At 34.8% G+C, this 18,110-nt stretch carries 14 protein-coding genes and 1 pseudogene; 7 read left to right on the top strand and 8 right to left on the bottom strand.

The window, feature by feature from the left end:
* Positions 1-19: 19 nt before the first annotated feature.
* On the bottom strand, positions 20-787 hold the full coding sequence (locus tag CLV00_RS03040) for a TatD family hydrolase (protein ID WP_099716211.1): 768 nt from the start codon (positions 785-787) through the stop codon (positions 20-22).
* 149 nt (positions 788-936) lie between these two features.
* Between CLV00_RS03040 and CLV00_RS03045 the strand changes: the two are divergent.
* Positions 937-1,371, top strand: a pseudogene (locus tag CLV00_RS03045) (retropepsin-like aspartic protease); the annotation flags it as partial.
* On the opposite strand, the gene CLV00_RS03050 reads toward CLV00_RS03045, so the two are convergent.
* The 3 genes from CLV00_RS03050 to CLV00_RS03060 form a co-directional block, all read right to left on the bottom strand.
* Complete coding sequence (locus CLV00_RS03050) at positions 1,349-2,584, bottom strand: TCR/Tet family MFS transporter (protein ID WP_099713757.1); 1,236 nt, start codon at positions 2,582-2,584, stop codon at positions 1,349-1,351. The pseudogene CLV00_RS03045 and the gene CLV00_RS03050 sit on opposite strands and share 23 nt — an antisense overlap.
* A gap of 87 nt (positions 2,585-2,671) precedes the next feature.
* Positions 2,672-3,898 (bottom strand): 2-oxoglutarate dehydrogenase complex dihydrolipoyllysine-residue succinyltransferase, encoded by a 1,227-nt coding sequence (odhB, locus tag CLV00_RS03055; RefSeq protein WP_099713758.1) that lies wholly within the window; start codon positions 3,896-3,898, stop codon positions 2,672-2,674.
* A gap of 96 nt (positions 3,899-3,994) precedes the next feature.
* Positions 3,995-6,769 carry a 2-oxoglutarate dehydrogenase E1 component gene (locus CLV00_RS03060; protein ID WP_099713759.1) on the bottom strand — a complete coding sequence of 925 codons (2,775 nt, stop codon included), beginning with the start codon at positions 6,767-6,769 and terminating at the stop codon, positions 3,995-3,997.
* Between the two features lie 119 nt (positions 6,770-6,888).
* On the opposite strand from CLV00_RS03060, the gene CLV00_RS03065 reads away from it, so the two are divergent.
* Positions 6,889-7,431 carry a hypothetical protein gene (locus CLV00_RS03065; protein WP_233206845.1) on the top strand — a complete coding sequence of 181 codons (543 nt, stop codon included), beginning with the start codon at positions 6,889-6,891 and terminating at the stop codon, positions 7,429-7,431.
* 34 nt (positions 7,432-7,465) lie between these two features.
* Here CLV00_RS03065 and CLV00_RS03070 read toward each other — a convergent pair whose 3' ends face one another.
* Positions 7,466-7,816, bottom strand: coding sequence for a hypothetical protein (locus CLV00_RS03070; RefSeq protein WP_099713760.1), 351 nt, complete (start codon positions 7,814-7,816; stop codon positions 7,466-7,468).
* Between the two features lie 139 nt (positions 7,817-7,955).
* Positions 7,956-8,930: a polyprenyl synthetase family protein gene (locus CLV00_RS03075; RefSeq protein WP_099713761.1), complete on the bottom strand. Its 975-nt coding sequence runs from the start codon at positions 8,928-8,930 to the stop codon at positions 7,956-7,958.
* A 197-nt stretch (positions 8,931-9,127) separates the two neighbouring features.
* On the opposite strand from CLV00_RS03075, the gene CLV00_RS03080 reads away from it, so the two are divergent.
* The 5 genes from CLV00_RS03080 (at position 9,128) to CLV00_RS03100 (ending at position 16,036) form a co-directional block, all read left to right on the top strand.
* The gene (locus CLV00_RS03080) at positions 9,128-9,649 is read left to right on the top strand and encodes a YceI family protein (protein ID WP_099713762.1); all 522 of its coding nucleotides are present in this window, start codon (positions 9,128-9,130) and stop codon (positions 9,647-9,649) included.
* A gap of 125 nt (positions 9,650-9,774) precedes the next feature.
* On the top strand, positions 9,775-10,371 hold the full coding sequence (locus CLV00_RS03085; RefSeq protein ID WP_099713763.1) for a TetR/AcrR family transcriptional regulator: 597 nt from the start codon (positions 9,775-9,777) through the stop codon (positions 10,369-10,371).
* A gap of 3 nt (positions 10,372-10,374) precedes the next feature.
* Positions 10,375-11,715 carry a TolC family protein gene (locus CLV00_RS03090; protein WP_099713764.1) on the top strand — a complete coding sequence of 447 codons (1,341 nt, stop codon included), beginning with the start codon at positions 10,375-10,377 and terminating at the stop codon, positions 11,713-11,715.
* Positions 11,716-11,720: 5 nt separating this feature from the next.
* On the top strand, positions 11,721-12,782 hold the full coding sequence (locus CLV00_RS03095) for an efflux RND transporter periplasmic adaptor subunit (RefSeq protein WP_099713765.1): 1,062 nt from the start codon (positions 11,721-11,723) through the stop codon (positions 12,780-12,782).
* Between the two features lie 77 nt (positions 12,783-12,859).
* Entirely contained in the window at positions 12,860-16,036 is a 3,177-nt protein-coding gene (locus tag CLV00_RS03100) for an efflux RND transporter permease subunit (protein WP_099713766.1), read from the top strand.
* A gap of 109 nt (positions 16,037-16,145) precedes the next feature.
* On the opposite strand, the gene CLV00_RS03105 is transcribed toward CLV00_RS03100, so the two are convergent.
* On the bottom strand, positions 16,146-16,586 hold the full coding sequence (locus tag CLV00_RS03105) for a LexA family transcriptional regulator (RefSeq protein ID WP_099713767.1): 441 nt from the start codon (positions 16,584-16,586) through the stop codon (positions 16,146-16,148).
* Positions 16,577-17,851, bottom strand: a complete 1,275-nt coding sequence (locus CLV00_RS03110) for a Y-family DNA polymerase (RefSeq protein WP_099713768.1) — start codon at positions 17,849-17,851, stop codon at positions 16,577-16,579. The genes CLV00_RS03105 and CLV00_RS03110 overlap by 10 nt, the downstream gene beginning before the upstream one ends.
* Between the last annotated feature and the right edge of the window lie 259 nt (positions 17,852-18,110).

Below are 18,110 nucleotides of genomic sequence, written 5' to 3' on the forward strand. Positions count from 1 at the left end.
AAATAAGGTGAATTCTACTTTAAATCCCAAAAATAGCTTTAGAATTTTCCGTAGTTATCGCCGCAATATCATTTGCCGAAAGGCTATAAATTTGCGCTAACTTATCTACTACATTAACAATATAACTACTTTCGTTTCTTTTTCCTCTAAAAGGAATCGGTGCTAAATAAGGAGAATCTGTTTCTAGAACAATGTGTTTCAAATCAATTTGATTCAAGAATTGGTCAATTTTCCCATTTTTGAAAGTCACAACTCCGCCAATTCCTAATTTCATATTATACGAAATCGCCTGTAACGCCTGCTCATAAGTTCCTGAAAAACAGTGAAAAATACCAAATAAATCCTCTGATTTTTCTTCTTCCAGAATTTCAAAAATTTCATCAAAAGCTTCACGACAATGAATCACAATAGGCAATTTGTATTGCTTAGCCAATTGAATTTGCCTTTTGAAAGCGATTTGTTGCTGAGGCAAATGTGTTTTATCCCAATACAAATCAATCCCAATTTCGCCCACTGCGTAGAATTTTCTTTTCGCCAATTCGTTTTCCACATGTTGCAATTCTTCCAGATAATTTTCTTTTACATACGTTGGGTGTAACCCCATCATTAAGAAAACAGTATTGGGATGATTTTTCTCCAATTCATACATCGATTCGGTACAGGTAGAATCGATTGCAGGTATAAAAAAACGGGAAACGCCGGCATCAATCGCACGTTGAATCATTTCGTTTCTATCTTGATCAAATTCCTCTGAATATAAATGTGTATGCGTATCGGTGATTGTTATAGCTGCTTCCAAGTGTAAAGTTTAAGGGTACAAAATTACAAGAATAAAAGTTGTCGAAAAAATGGTTTTAAAAAGATTCACACAATTCCTTCACTAACTCCATGTATCTTTGTAAAACAGAAATAAATCACTGAAATAAATTCAGCATAATGAAGAACCTACACGATATCCTTAAAAAAGAAAACTACAGAAAAGTAAAATTTAAGATAACTAAAACACCGCATCTTTTAATAAAAGCAAAAATCAATGGTGTAACAGGCAACTTCATTCTAGACACAGGAGCTTCAAACAGCTGTGTAGGATTTGAGAGTGTCGATTTGTTTTTATTGGAAGCCAAAAAATCAAAGACAAAAGCCGCTGGTGCGGGAGCCACAGGAATGTTTACCCAACTGGCTTTAAAAAATCAATTGCAACTTGGTACTTGGAAAGATTCTGATTTTGAACTCGTTATTTTTGATTTATCTCATGTAAATGAAGCGCTAACACAACACAAGGCCAAACCGGTTCATGGCATTATAGGGGCTGATATTTTAATGAAAGGGAAAGCAATTGTCGATTACTTTAATCATTGTTTGTATTTGAAACACTATACTTTTTCAACGAAAAATAAGCAACAACACCACTTATCATCATCAATAAACCCCCAAGAATAAATGGCATTCCTGCAAATTCAAATGGTGCCCCTTTATGTGTAAAATAATAAAAGAGACCTGACATTACTGGCGGGCCAATAATAGTTGCGGCGCTCATTAAACTGGCAATAGTTCCTTGAATTTCACCTTGCTCTGATGGCAAAACATGATTTGAAATTATAGCTCGCAATGCTGGACCAGCAATACCGGCAAGACAATACGGAACCAAGAAGAGAAACATCATCCAGCCCTCTGAAGCAAAAGCAAACAAAAACATTCCAATAGTATATAATACCATTCCAACATAAATACTTTTTTCATTTCCTAATTTTCGGCTAGTCCATCGTATCAAGCCTCCTTGAACAAGACTTACTAAAACTCCAACAACGCCTAGCGAAATCCCTACCATTTTTTCGTCCCAACTAAATTTGTACATAGTGAAATAACTCCAGTTGCTTTCGACAGCATGTGATCCAACATAAATCAAAAACAAAGCAATCAATAATCCATATAACGATGGGTATTTTTTTAAATTCAAAAAAGCCCCAATTGGATTGGCTCTTTTTAAATTAACGGGTCTCCTGTTTTCTTTTGATAATGACTCAGGCAAAATAAAATAACCGTACAAGAAATTTAGCATACATAAGACGGCTGCCGCATAAAACGGAATTCTAGATCCGTACTGCCCCAAAACTCCTCCTATTACGGGTCCAATTATAAATCCTAGCCCAAAAGCCACCCCAATCATTCCGAAATTTTTGGCTCTGTTTTCTGGCGTGCTCACATCGGCTATATACGCTGAAGCGGTTGAAATACTCGCACCTGTTAATCCTGCAATTACTCTTCCTATAAATAGCCATGTAATCGTTGGGGCAAACGCCAACAATATATAATCCAATGAAAAGGCAAAAAGCGAAATTAAAATTATGGGTCTTCGACCAAATTTATCACTCAAATTACCAATTAAAGGTGCAAACGTAAATTGAGTTATCGCATAAGCAAATGTTAACCAACCACCATATTTTGCTGCATCACTAACATCGCCGTGAATTAATTCTTTAATCAATTTTGGAATAACTGGAATGATAATTCCCCAACCAGTTATATCAATTAACATTGTGATGAAAATAAAGCTGATAGCGGCCTGTTTTTTATTTGATGCCATAAATAGTATTGGTTAGTAATACAAATAAATAAAAAATCCTGTTTAGAAACACTAAACAGGATTTTTTTATATTCTAAAACCTTAAAACTATAGTTCTAATGCTTTTTTAGGATTGTTATCCATTAATAATTCCATTGGGTTTTCTAACGCTTCTTTTACAGCTACCAAGAATCCAACAGACTCACGCCCATCAATAATTCTATGGTCATAAGACAACGCTACGTACATCATTGGGTGAATTTCCACTTTACCGTTTACAGCAATTGGACGCTCGATAATGTTGTGCATTCCAAGGATTCCAGATTGTGGAGGATTGATAATTGGCGTACTCAACATACTTCCAAAAACACCACCGTTAGTAATCGTGAACGTTCCGCCAGTCATATCATCAACTGTTATTTGCCCGTCACGCGCTTTTAATGCCAATCTTTTAATATCTGCTTCAACTCCACGGAAAGTCAAGTTTTCAGCATTACGAACTACAGGAACCATTAATCCTTTTGGTCCTGAAACCGCAATTGAAATATCGCAAAAATCGAAAGCAATCTTATGATCACCATCCATCATTGAGTTTACATCCGGGAATAATTTTAATGCTCTGGTTACTGCTTTAGTAAAGAAAGACATATATCCTAAACCAATTCCACCATGTTTTGCTTTGAACGCATCTTTGTATTCATTACGAATCAAGTTGATTGGCGTCATATTTACTTCGTTAAAAGTAGTCAACATTGCTGTTTCGTTTTTAGCGGCAACTAATCTCTCAGCCACTTTACGACGCAACATAGATAATTTAGTACGCTCTGTTCCACGAGAACCACCTGTAGGAGTTCCCATTGAAGGCACAGCATTTACTGCATCATCTTTGGTTATTCTTCCGTCTTTTCCAGTTCCTGTTATGGAAGCTGGCGCTATATTTTTTTCGTCTAATATTTTTCTTGCTGCTGGAGATGGAGTTCCTGAAGCGTAAGTTGCTGCTGGAGCTGCTGCTACCGGAGCCGCTTTTGGTGCTTCTGCTTTAACTTCAGCTTTTGGTGCTTCAACTGCTGCTGCTGGTGCATCACCTGCTGGTTTTGCTGCACTAGTATCGATTAAACAAACTACCGCTCCTACTGCTACTGCATCGCCTTCTTCTGCTTTTAAAGTAATGATTCCGCTTGCTTCTGCTGGCAATTCTAATGTTGCTTTATCAGAATCAACCTCAGCAATTGCTTGGTCTTTCTCTACATAATCTCCGTCTTTTACCAACCAAGTTGCAATTTCAACTTCTTTTATAGATTCCCCTGGTGATGGGACTTTCATTTCTAAAATCATCTTTCTTTTAGTTTAAAGTTTAAAGTTAAATCATTTAAAGTTTAAGGTTTAAAGTTCTACAAATGGGACTTTAAACCTTAAACTTTAAACTTTTTTCTATCTAAATAAATTTTTATCAAAAACCATTTTTATCGCATCGGCCTGACGACGTTTTGCTCTAGTGTAACTTCCAGCCGCTGGAGCTGCATAGGCTTTTAGTGAAGCCAATCTCCATTTTACTAAATCGAAATTCATCAACATGTAACTGTAAGCTCCCATGTTTTTTGGCTCTTCTTGTGCCCAAACATAATCATCAGCGTTTGGATATTTAGCAATAATCGCTTTTAATTGCTCAACAGGCAATGGGAATAATTGTTCGATTCTAACAACTGCTACATCTTTACGACCATTGTTTTCTCTTTCGGCAGTGATGTCGTAATAGAATTTTCCAGTACAGAAAACTAATGTTTTCACATCGGCTTTATTCACTGTTTCATCATCAAATGTTTCCTGGAAATTTCCTGTTGCAAATTCTTCAACAGAAGAAACTACTCTTGGATCACGCAACAAACTCTTTGGTGTAAACACAATAAGTGGTTTACGGAAAGTTGTTTTCATTTGTCTTCTCAACAAGTGAAAGAAGTTGGCTGGCGTTGTACAATCGGCAACATACATATTATGTCTGGCGCAAAGTTGTAAATAACGCTCCATTCTTGCAGAGGAATGCTCTGCTCCTTGTCCTTCATATCCGTGAGGCAATAATAAAACAATTCCGTTTTGGTTGTTCCATTTATCTTCTCCACAAGAGATGTATTGGTCAATCATAATTTGGGCTCCATTACTGAAATCTCCAAACTGTGCTTCCCAAATGGTTAATGTATTTGGATTTGCCAAAGCATATCCATAATCAAATCCTAAAACACCGTATTCAGATAAAAGAGAATTGAAAATATTGAATTTTCCGGTTGCTCCTTCTAAATTACTTAACAAAGTCACCTCTTCTTCTGAATCTTCTACTTTTACAACAGCATGACGGTGAGAGAATGTCCCACGCTCCACATCTTGTCCGGAAATACGAACATCGTATCCTTCTTTCAGAAGCGAACCATACGCTAAATGTTCGGCCATAGCCCAATCCAGCTTATTCGTTTCGAAAAACATTGTTTTTCTGTCGTTGATCAGTTTTTGTATTTTGCTGATAAATTTTTTATCTGTCGGTAAGTTACAAATCACGTTTGCAACCTCAGTAAGTCCTTCTTTTGGGAAAGTAGTATCTACTTTTTTAAGCATTTCAACATCTGAAACTTGCTCAAAACCTTTCCATTCATTTTTCATGAACGGAGTAATAATAGTCAAATCTTTTTTACGCGATTCTTCTAAATTCACTTCCAAGTTTGACTTGTATTCTTGCTCTAATCCTTTTACAAAAGTACTGTCTATCAATCCTTCTGCAAGCAATTTGTCCATGTAGATATCTCTTGGATTTTTGTGCTTTGCAATGATTTTGTATAATACCGGCTGGGTAAAACGAGGCTCATCACCTTCGTTATGTCCGTATTTTCTATATCCTAATAAATCGATAAATACATCGCGACCAAATTGCATTCTGAAATCCAACGCAAATGACATCGCATGAACTACCGCTTCAGCATCATCTGCATTTACGTGTAATACTGGCGAAAGTGTTACTTTGGCAACATCCGTACAATACGTAGAAGAACGTGCATCAAGGTAATTAGTCGTAAAACCTACTTGATTATTGATTACAATATGGATTGTTCCTCCGGTTTTATAACCGTCAAGTTGTGCCATTTGTACAATCTCATACAAAATTCCCTGACCTGCAATTGCAGCATCACCGTGAACAGCGATTGGCAATACTTTAGAGAAATCGTTAGGGAAATATTTGTCTTGCTTTGCTCTTGTAATTCCTTCGATAACTGCACCAACAGTTTCAAGATGCGAAGGATTTGGAGCCAAATTGATATTGATTTTTTTTCCGGTGCTTGTAACTTTGTCAGCAGTAAGTCCTAAATGGTACTTTACATCTCCATCAAAATATTCCTGATCGTAATCTTTACCGTCAAATTCACCAAAAATATCTTGGGTTGATTTGCCAAAAATATTTGCCAAAACATTCAAACGACCACGGTGTGCCATTCCCATTACAAACTGCTCTACTCCTTTTTCGGCTGCTTTTTCAATTAAAGCATCCAAAGCCGGAATGATTGATTCTCCACCTTCAAGAGAAAAACGTTTTTGACCTACATATTTAGTATGCAAAAAGTTTTCAAAAGAAACGGCTTGATTTAATTTATTCAGAATTGATTTCTTTTCGTCCAAAGAAAATTTAGGCTGATTGTCATTAACCCCCAATTTTTTCTGAATCCACTCCACCACTTCTGGATTACGGATGTACATGTACTCCACCCCAATATGCTGACAATATATAGTGTCAAGGTGAGTTATAATTTCTTGAAGCGTACACGGTTGTATATTGATAACCTTTGCCGCGTCAAAAACAGTATTTAAATCTGCTGCTGAAAGTCCGAAATTCGAAATTTCAAGTGTAGGTGATGAAGTCCTTCTTTCACGAACCGGATTTGTTTTGGTAAACAAATGCCCTCGAGAACGGTATCCATCTATTAATTTCAATACATTAAATTCCTTTTGAAGCTTATCTGATACTAAATTAATATCTGAATTATTAGCTGCAAAATTAGCGATTTGTTCAACCTTGTTCTCCTCGTTGTAAGTAGTCATCCCAAAATCGAAACCTTGAAAAAAACCTCTCCAACTTGGCTCAACGCTATCTGGATTCTCTAAATATTGATCGTATAATTGTGCGAAAAATTCGGTGTGTGCTGCGTTTAAAAATGAAAACCTATCCATAATATTTAGTGAATATACTTTTTTGTTAAAATAGTTTGGCAAAAGTACAATAATAGAATAAATTTATAATTTATTTTAAGATACTTTTACATTGAAAAATGTTAAAAAACTGAAAACTTATGACAAAGAATAGCTTTTTAGACGATTCCAAATCATTAATGGTGATTATTATCCTATTTTTTTCAAGTTGCATGTTTGCACAACAAAACACATCCTCTACTAAAACCCAAAATGAGTTTTGGAGGAACGTACAATTTGGAGGCGGAATAGGTTTAGGCTTTGGTTCTGGCTATACGGACATTTCATTGGCGCCAAGTGCCATTTACAATTTCAATGATTATGTGGCTTTAGGTGTTGGCTTACAATATAAATATTTAAAACAAAGAGATTATTACGCTTCCCATTTGTATGGCGGCAGTGTTATAGGTCTTTTTAATCCAATACAAGAAATCCAACTTTCCGCTGAACTGGAACAATTAAGAGTTAATGTAAATCTGGATGGATCCAATAGTAATTCACAAGATTACTGGAATACGGGATTGTTTATTGGTGCAGGTTATAGATCCGGAAACGCAACAATTGGTGCCCGTTACAATGTTTTGACCGATAAGAATAATATTTACGGCAGTGCCTTTATGCCATTTATCAGAGTTTATTTTTAACATAAACGTACTCTGACCTGGATACGAATAATAACTAATACTTATTCCTGAACCAGACTTTTTGCCATTCTCTTTTTAGAATCAAAAAAGAGACCTGCTCGGCAAGAACTACTAAATCAGAACCGTCTAGTTTTTTTATTTCTTCCTCAGAAACATCAATTATGTAAAGTAAATTGAGGTATTCAGCAAACTTGTATTGAATGAGTCGATAGATTTTCTCATGTAATTGTAACTTCAATTCATTAGGAGAAATACTCAAAGGAAAATCAATTGCTTCATTAGCCAAATTAAAATCCTTATTCATTTGTTCGATTAATTTCAAATATAAGTTTTCGCCTTCTGCTTCAGTAAGTAGTAAATCGGTATTTTTTGGAACTATAAACATTTAATTTCAGATTGTTGATTAACGAATTTAGATTTTTGATTTTAAGAAACTGCTCAAAATGTTTGATTTTTTTTTGAATTATACTGATTTTTGAAATAGACCATTATTTATCCGAAGTAAAACTTCTGCGATCAAAAATCTAAACTTTTCTTCCCATTAAGTTTTCACCAAAAGCCTTCAACATTTCTTTTTTATCTACGCTGATATTCATTTTATCCAACGTTTGAAAAGCCTTAAACGTAAAATCCTGAATCGCATCTTGAGTTGCTTTTGAAGCACCTGAGCTGTTAAAAAGTTCTTTTACCGTTTTGATTTTCTCCGTATTGTCTTCAGGCTGAATGGAGAACAATCGTCTTAATTCTTCTGCTTCTGTTTCATTTGAAAAAGCAACCGCTTTAAGATACAAATACGTTTTTTTATTTTCTATAATGTCACCACCTACTTGTTTTCCAAAGGTTTCAGGATCACCAAAAGCGTCCAGAAAATCATCCTGTAATTGAAAAGCCAAGCCTAAATTCAGTCCAAAATCATAAATCAAATTTGCGTTTTCTTCTGAAGTTTCTGCAATAATCGCTCCCATTTTCATGGCGGCAGCAACCAAAACAGCCGTTTTATATTGAATCATTTTCAGGTATTCAGGAATGGTAACGTCGTTTCTTTCTTCAAAATCAACGTCCCACTGTTGCCCTTCACAAACTTCAAGAGCGGTTTTGCTAAATAACTTCGCTAAATCCCGAAAAATAATCGGTTCATATTGTTCGAAATATTGGTACGCTAAAATCAGCATGGCATCACCAGATAAGATTCCGGTGTTTAAATTCCATTTCTCGTGTACCGTTTCCTGTCCTCTTCGCAATGGCGCATCATCCATAATATCATCATGAACCAATGAGAAATTATGAAAAACTTCAACAGCCAAAGCCGCCGGTAACGCTTTTTTATAATCTGCATCAAAAACCTCTGCACTCATTAATGTAAGCACCGGACGCATTCTTTTCCCACCAAGATCTAATATATAATGTATGGGTTCGTATAGATTTCTCGGTTCTTTGGTTTCATATTGTGATTTCAAATAATCCGAAAGAAACTCTTGATACTGGTAAATAGAATGCATAAAATAATTTTTTGGCTAATTTACAGTATTCAATTTGCATTACAAACTCCCTTTTGTCATCAAATGTTAAATAAATCAAAATACATTGGAAACTATTTTAGTATTCAAAGTTTCCTACTTACATTTGCCAACGAAAATTTAACGTTTTGAAATCTTTAGCGGTTTTAAAATAAATTCCAAATACAACGCAACGAATTATGAAAACAAAATGGACAGTTGACTCGAATCAATCAGATGTTCTGATAAAAATGAGACACTCAATAATTGCTTATCTGGCAGGTTCCATAAATAAATTCAACGGACATATTGATATTGAGGATAATCAAATAGAAGATGCTTCGATTGAATTCTCTTTGGATGTAAATAATAAAGATGCAAAACTAGAACAAATAGATACTCATCTGGGGCTGAATGACTTATTTGATATTAAGGAGTTTCCAATTATTAGTTTCAAGTCGACCTCATTCGAAAAAGTCAATAAAAACATCAATTTTTTGAAAGGAAATCTTACCATAAAAAACATCACAAAAGTAGTGGAGCTTGATGCTGAATTCATTGGATTCAATACGTATGATGGCGATCAAAAAGCTGCTTTTGAAATAACTGGTCATATTAATCGCAAAGACTTTGGTTTGAACTTTACTTCATTTAATCAAACTGGCGGTTTAGCTTTAGGACAAGACATTAAGTTTATGGCAAACTTAGAATTAACCGCTTAATAAGAAAGCAAATGTTAAATAAACATAAAATTTAAGGAAACTATTTTGGTTTTCAAAGTTTCCAAATTACATTTGCACCAAATTTAACAGTTTAAATAAATCACAACTGATTAAGAATAAAGAAAATGAAAGAGAAAATTATATCCAAAGCAAAAGAGATGTTTTTGAAACTTGGTTTCAAAAGTATTACTATGGATGATATTGCCGGTGAAATGTGCATTTCCAAGAAAACGATTTATAAATATTTTGCCAATAAAGAATTATTGATAGAGGAAAGTGTTCAAATCATTCACAAAGAAGTACGTCAACTTATTGAGGAAGTAACTTCTAAAAACTACAATGCCATTGAAGAAAACTTTCAAATCAGACGCATGTTTGATGATATGTTTAAATCCTCTGAAACATCACCTATTTATCAATTAAAAAAACATTACCCGGAAGTTTACAAAAACGCCTTAAAGTTTCAAGTTGATGAATGTGAATTTTGTTTTAGACAGAATATTGAAAAAGGAATTGCACAAGGTTTGTACAGAGAAAGCCTAAATATTGAATCTTATATAAAGTTTTACTATTACTTAATTTTCAGTATTAACGAGAACACACCTTCAGAAAGAGAAGCTTATAGCCTTGAATTTGATGCATTAGAATACCACACAAGAGCAATGGCTACAGAAAAAGGAATTACCGAATTAGAAAAAAACTTACTTAATCCAATTACATAAACAATGAAAAAAATAATCACACTATTAACCCTAACATTTGCACTTGGCGCCAATGCACAAGAAGTCAAATCACTTACGCTAAAAGAAGCGATTAACTACGCTTTAGAAAATAAAGCGGAAGCCAAAAAAGCAAAACTACAAGTAGAAAATAGTGAGTACCAAATTCAGGAAGTGCGTTCACAAGCGTTACCTCAAATTTCTGCTAACGGTAATTTGACTTACAATCCTATAATACAAACAACAGTTATTGATGGTGCAGGATTTGGCGCACCGGGAACAACCATTCAGGCTGCTTTTGGTCAAAAATGGGTTTCAACAGCCGGTGTTTCTTTGACACAAGCTATATTCGACCAAACGGTTTTTACAGGTTTGAAAGCGGCAAAATCCACTAGAGAGTTTTACCAAATCAACGAACAATTAACTGAAGAGCAAGTAATTGAACGCGTGGCCAATAATTACTATCAGGTTTATGTTCAAAGACAAAAACTGACTGTTATTGACAGTATGTATAAAAACACCACTAAAGTAAAAGACATCATTAAAGGTCAGTATGATAATGGTCTAGCCAAAAAAATTGATTTGGATCGAACTTTAGTAAGGATTTCAAACATCAATACGCAACGTCAACAAGTTTTGAATGCAGTTCAAATTCAAGAAAATGCATTGAAATTTTACATGGGAATGCCAATAGAAACTCAAATCGAAATTCCACAAACGGCATTTGAAGTGAGCCCACAATCATTATCAGAAGTTCCAAATACGGCAAACAGAACAGAATATTTGCTTTTAAAAAAACAAGAACAACTTTTATTTTATCAAAAAAAGGCTGTTGAAGCAGGATATTACCCAACATTATCATTGAACGCAGGTTACAATTATATTGGTCAGGGTCCAAAAATGCCTATTGGAGGAAAACCATCTGACGGCGTGTATTGGTCTGATTTCTCTTCAATTGGATTGAATTTAAAAGTGCCTATTTTTACTGGATTTAGTACTCGTTCCAAAGTAAGACAAGCCGATATTGATTTGAGAACCATAAAAGAAGACATCAACGATACAAAATTATCTCTTGATTTGGCTTTTGCCAATGCAAAAACTCAAATTGACAATAGCTTAACCACTATCAACAATCAAAGAGAAAATGCGCAATTAGCTAAAGAAGTTTTAGACAACACCAGAAACAATTATGTACAAGGATTAGCCTCTTTAACTGATTTACTGGATGCTGAAAACTCATTGACTGAAGCACAAAACAACTATACATCTGCAATATTAGACTACAAACTGGCAGAAATACAATTAATCAAATCAAAAGGCGAATTAAAAACACTTATAAATAACTAACAAAAATGAAAAAAAATATAATAATCATAGTAGCAATTTTAGCAGCTTTAGGCGTTATCGCATATACTTTAACGAAAAACAAAGAAGAAAATGAAGCAAAAACTGCTATTGTTGCAGAGAAAAATGCCAGTGTTTCTGTAAAAGTTGCAACCGTAAAAATCGAAGAAGTTTCTCTTGATTTTTCTGCCAATGGAAATTTTGCGCCACTACAAGAATTGAGTTTTTCTGCTGAGAAACCAGGAAGAGTAGTTCGTGTTTTAGTTGAAGAAGGAGACAGAGTAAGAATAGGTCAAACTTTAGCAGTTGTAAGAAGCGAACAAATTTCGGCTGATTTACAAACTGCAGAGGCTTCGTATCAAAATGCATTGACGGATTACAGCCGTTTTGAAAATGCTTTTAAAACTGGTGGTGTGACGAAACAACAATTGGATCAGGCCAAATTGAATTTGGTAACTTCAAAATCAAGATTACAACAAGCAAAAGTTAATATTGGCGATACCAATATCAAAGCGACAATTAACGGAATCGTAAACAAAAAATACATTGAACCAGGATCAGTTCTTGGCGCTGCTACGCAAATGTTTGACATTGTAAATGTTTCAAAATTGAAATTGAAAGTAAACGTTAACGAAAATCAAGTTGCAGGTTTAAAAGTAGGCAATACAATTACCGTAAAAGCAAGTGTGTATCCTGACGCTACATTCTCTGGAAAAATTACCTTCATCGCACCAAAAGCAGATGCAAGTTTGAACTTTCCGGTAGAAATAGAAATTGCTAATAACGCTTCAAATGATTTGAAAGCCGGAATGTACGGAACTGCTGAATTTGCTTCAAACCAACAAAAACAATCGTTGATGATTGTTCCTAGAAATGCTTTTGTAGGAAGTGTGAGCAGCAACGAAATATTTGTAATCGAAAATGGAACTGCTAAACTGAAAACGGTTACTGCAGGAAGAATCCTTGGTGATAAAGTAGAAATTTTAAATGGACTTTCTGATGGTGAAACTGTAATTGTTACAGGTCAAATCAATCTTCAAGACGGATCTAAAGTGGACGTTATAAAATAAGTCTTAAAGTCGATAGTCTTAAAGTCATAAAGAAACCGCTTAAAGCCTAAAGCTTAAAGCCTAAAGCAAAGAAAAAAATGAAATTAGCAGAAATATCCATAAAACGTCCCTCATTAGTTATCGTATTATTTACGATTCTAACATTAGGAGGACTGTTCAGTTACAGCCAATTGGGCTACGAATTGATTCCAAAATTCGAAACCAATGTAATTACTGTTGCTACTATTTATCCTGGAGCGTCTCCAAGTGAGGTAGAAAATACGGTAACTAAAAAAATTGAAGATGCGATTGCATCCTTAGAAAATATTAAAAAAATAGACTCGAAGTCATACGAAAGTTTGTCTACCGTGTCTATTACATTGACCTCTTCGGCTGATGTTAATATCTCTATGAACGATGCGCAACGTAAAATAAACGCTATTCTTAGTGATTTACCGGATGATGTTGAAACGCCTTCGTTGAGTAAATTTTCCTTAAGCGATTTACCAATTATGACTATTGGTGCCAACGGAAAAATGGATGAAGTTGCTTTTTACGACTTAATTGATAAAAAATTAGCACCCGTTATTTCTCGAGTAGAAGGTGTGGCGCAAGTAAATATTATTGGTGGTCAAGAAAGAGAAATTCAAGTCAATCTTGATGCAGTAAAAATGCAAGGTTACGGACTTTCTGTTCCGCAAGTACAACAAAATATTTTATCTTCTAATTTGGATTTTCCAACAGGAAACATTCAAACTCGTGAGCAGAAAATATTAATTCGTTTGGCCGGAAAATATAAAAATGTTGATGAATTAAGAAACTTGGTTGTATCCTCTAAAAACGGAATTCAAGTACGTTTAAGTGATATTGCTGATGTTCAGGATACTCAAAAAATCACTGAAAAAGTAGCGCGTGTCAATCAAAAAAGCGCTATTATTTTACAAATTATTAAACAATCGGATGCTAATGCGGTTGCGGTAAGTGAAGAATTAGTTAAAACAATTGCTAAACTGGAAACCGATTATAAAGCGAATGGTTTAAAATTAGAAATCGCTAAAGACAGTACCATTTTTACCCTAGAAGCTGCTGATGCTGTTGTACACGATTTACTTATTGCGGTACTTTTAGTTGCACTTGTAATGTTGTTTTTCTTGCACAGTATTAGAAACTCGTTGATTGTAATGGTTTCTATTCCTGCTTCATTAATTGCTACTTTCATCGGAATTTATTTGATGGGATATACTTTAAACTTAATGAGTTTATTAGGTCTGTCTCTTGTTGTAGGTATTCTTGTGGATGACGCCATTGTGGTTCTGGAGAATATTTACAGGCACATGGAAATGGGTAAAAACAAGGTTCGTGCAGCCTATGATGGAACTGCAGAAATTGGTGGAACCGTTGTATCGATTACCTTAGTAATTGTGGTGGTATTTTTACCAATTGCAATGAGTACCGGATTGGTTTCTAACATTATTACGCAATTCTGTGTAACAGTAATTATTTCAACATTGTTGTCTTTAGTAGCTTCATTTACAATCATTCCGTGGTTGTCTTCACGATACGGAAAATTAGAACACATTGAAGGCAAAAATCTTTTTGGAAAAATTATCCTTGGATTTGAAAGCTATTTAACACGTTTTACAAATTGGGTTTCAGGATTATTAGAATGGTGTTTGGATCATTATTTTAAAACACTGGCTATCGTTTTAGTAATCTTTTTTGGTTCTATGATTAGTTTATTTGGTGGTGGATTTATTGGTGGAGAATTCTTTGCAGCGTCTGATAGTGGTGAGTTTTTAGTTCAAATAGAAATGCCAAAAGATGCTTCATTAGAGCAAACCAATTTCATGACGCAAAAAGCAGAAGCATTTTTGAAGAACGAAGAGTATGTTTTTAGTCAAATTACAACGATTGGGCAAACCAGTGAAGGTCTTGGTGCTTCGCAAGCAACTGCTTACAAGTCTGAGATAAACGTTAAAATGGTTGGATTAGACAAACGTGATGAACCTGCAAATGTATATGCTGCAAAAACAAAACGTAAATTAGAAAAAATATTAGTTGGAGCAAAAGTTAAAACGGTTCCAGTTGGTATTTTAGGAACTGCAGAAGATGCGACTTTAGGATTAATTGTAACTGGTCCAAATGTAGAAAGCGCCATGCAATTTGCAAAAGCAGCCGAAAAAGAATTACGTACCATTCCAGGAGCAACAGAAATCGAATTATCAGTAGAAGATGGAAATCCGGAAGTGAACGTAAAAGTGGATAGAGATAAAATGGCAGCTCTGGGATTGAGTTTGCAAACAGTAGGTATTACCATGCAAACTGCTTTTAGCGGAAATACTGATGGTAGATTTAGAGCTGGTGAATACGAATATGACATCAATATTAAGTACAATGCATTCGACAGAAAAAGTATCGCTGATGTAAGTAATTTAATTTTCATAAACGATAGTGGTCAACAAATAAAACTGAATCAATTTGCAACCGTAACCGAAGGTTCTGGACCAAGTGAATTAGAACGAAGAGACAAATCGGCATCGGTAACTGTAAAAGGTCAAAATGTGGGTGTAGCTTCAGGAACAATTGTAACAAAATGGCAAGAAAAAATTGAAAAATTGAAAAAACCAACAGGTGTAAATTACATTTGGGGTGGTGATCAGGAAAACCAAAGTGAAGGTTTTGGTACATTAGGAATTGCATTATTAGCTGCGATTATCTTAGTTTACCTGGTAATGGTTTCGTTATACGATAGTTTTGCACATCCATTTGTAGTATTGTTTGCGATTCCGCTTTCATTTATTGGAGCAATGTTGGCTTTGGCTTTAACCAATAATACACTGAATATATTTACTATTTTAGGTATCATCATGCTTATTGGTCTAGTTTGTAAAAACGCGATTATGCTTGTAGATTATACCAACCAAAGGCGTAAAGCTGGCGAAACGGTTAGAACAGCATTAATCCAAGCGAATCATGCGCGTCTTCGTCCAATTTTGATGACAACTATCGCGATGGTGTTTGGTATGTTCCCAATTGCATTAGCCTCTGGAGCTGGAGCTGAATGGAAAAACGGTTTGGCTTGGGTAATTATTGGGGGATTAATTTCCTCATTATTCTTAACCTTGGTCGTAGTTCCTGTAATTTACCAAATCATGGAAAAAGCCATCAATAGACTTTCTAAAGGAGAAAAAGTTGATTATGAAGCTGAAATGGTTGCTGATTACGTACACACCGAATTAAGCGAGGATGGATTTAATCCAAAACATACCGTATAAAACGTAATTGTTTTAAAACAGAAAACCTGTTCATTTATTTGAACAGGTTTTTTTTATGGTTAAAAATTCCAATAAGAATTCCATTTTAATAATGGTAACTACTGGCTTTTTATACCTTTTTAATCACATAGGTCACAATTCCCCAAATGATTAATTGATTTTCTTCGGTGACTTTTATCGGAGAATAACTTGGATTTTCTGGCATCAGATACAAACAGTCTTTCTCGAGTTGCATGCGTTTTACAGTAAACTCTCCATCGATAAAACAAATCGCAATTTTATTGTTTTGCGGTTCTAAACTTCTATCCACAACAAGAACATCTTTGTCATTGATTCCGGCATCAATCATGGAATTCCCTTTGACTTTGATGTAAAAAGTCGCCAACGGATTTTCACTCAATTCCTTGTTCAAATCAATATTCGTTTCCATAAAATCAGCCGCCGGCGATGGAAATCCAGCCGAAACACCTTCATTTATGAAAGGAATTCGCAATTCACTTTCAAAATCAGGCAGAAAAAAGTTCAATTTTTGCTCTTTGTTTATTGACATTTTATTTCGAGAATATCTTTAAAATTAGTGGTGTATCTGGGCGACAAATGATTCTGATTCATGTTCCAGGTCAGACTTAAATTTTGGGTAGCCAACTTTACTTTTTTATCTCCAATTTTGTTATTGAGACCATCCATAACTTTCATCAATACCAAATGTTTTGGGTTTTCCTCGTCAAATAACTGCAACTGTTTCTTGTCCTGATCAATCAATTCGGTAACGATAACGCCCGCTTTCTTAAATTTTATAGCTTCATTTCCTTTGTGCAGTTTTTTCAAGATATCAATGGCTGCATTGGAAATCGTCAACGTAGAATTTGATGCATAAGGCAACGTAATCGCCATGTTAAAATAATATTTTGAGGTTTCCACCGTATGTTTATCAACTACTAACATTACGATAATAGTATGACAGCAGGAGTTTTGCTTCCGCAATTTCTCTGCACAAACCGCAGCAAAAGTAGCAACACGTTCGCGCAGTAAATCAAAATCAGCAATCTGTTTTGGAAAACTTCGGGTAGTTGCAATACTTTTCTTTTGATCAACAATGGGTTCTAAATCCAAAACGGATTTACCCTCGAGTTCGTATTTTAAACGCAGTCCTGTTACGCCCATTTCTTTCCTTATCCAAGCCTCGTGTTGCGGTGCTATAAAATCTAAAGCAGTCACAATGTTTTTAGCTTTCATCTTTTTATTCATCCGATAGCCAATGCCCCAAACATCTTCAATTTTTGTCCATTTCAAGGCTTTAATACGCTTTTCTTCGGTGTCAATAACATAAACACCTTGCGTTCTGCCTTGGAATTTCTTGGCAATTTTATTGGCTACTTTTGACAATGCTTTTGTGGGTGCAAAACCAATGCAAACGGGAATTCCTACCCATTTTTGCACACGGGTTTTCATTTGGATTCCATAATCCTGATAATCGAAAATAGTCAAACCATCAAAATTCAGGAAGGCTTCGTCGATGCTGTAAATTTCTAAATTAGGTGTAAATTGGCCTAAAATTGCCATCACCCGATTACTCAAATCTCCATACAGCGGATAATTTGAAGAAAACACTTTTACATTTTTCTCTTTTACCAATTCCCTAATCTTGAATATTGGCGCGCCCATAGGAACCCCAACCTCCTTTGCTTCATTGCTTCTGGAAATCACACAGCCGTCATTATTTGACAATATTGCAACGGGTTTCCCAACGAATTCCGGTTGAAAAACACGTTCGCAGGAAGCATAAAAATTGTTACAATCGACTAAAGCATACATGTTACAAAATTACTCAATATCCATTGATGCGAGTTCGTAACAAAAGTTAATTTTAAGTAATGTTGATAAGTAGTTTTATATAAAAAGATTTTTAAAAATGAGGTGATTTCTCTTTTCTTAGGATTATTTCTTCGTCAAAAGCACAAGAAAACGTATCGGGTCCAACAAGAATTGTATTAAAAAAATCTTAATATTCGCTTCTGAATAAAATTATTTTATATTTATTCAAGAATATCAACTAGTTGATTTTAAGCATTTT

It is taken from the genome of Flavobacterium sp. 11 (genome assembly GCF_002754315.1).
Lineage (GTDB): Bacteria > Bacteroidota > Bacteroidia > Flavobacteriales > Flavobacteriaceae > Flavobacterium > Flavobacterium algoritolerans.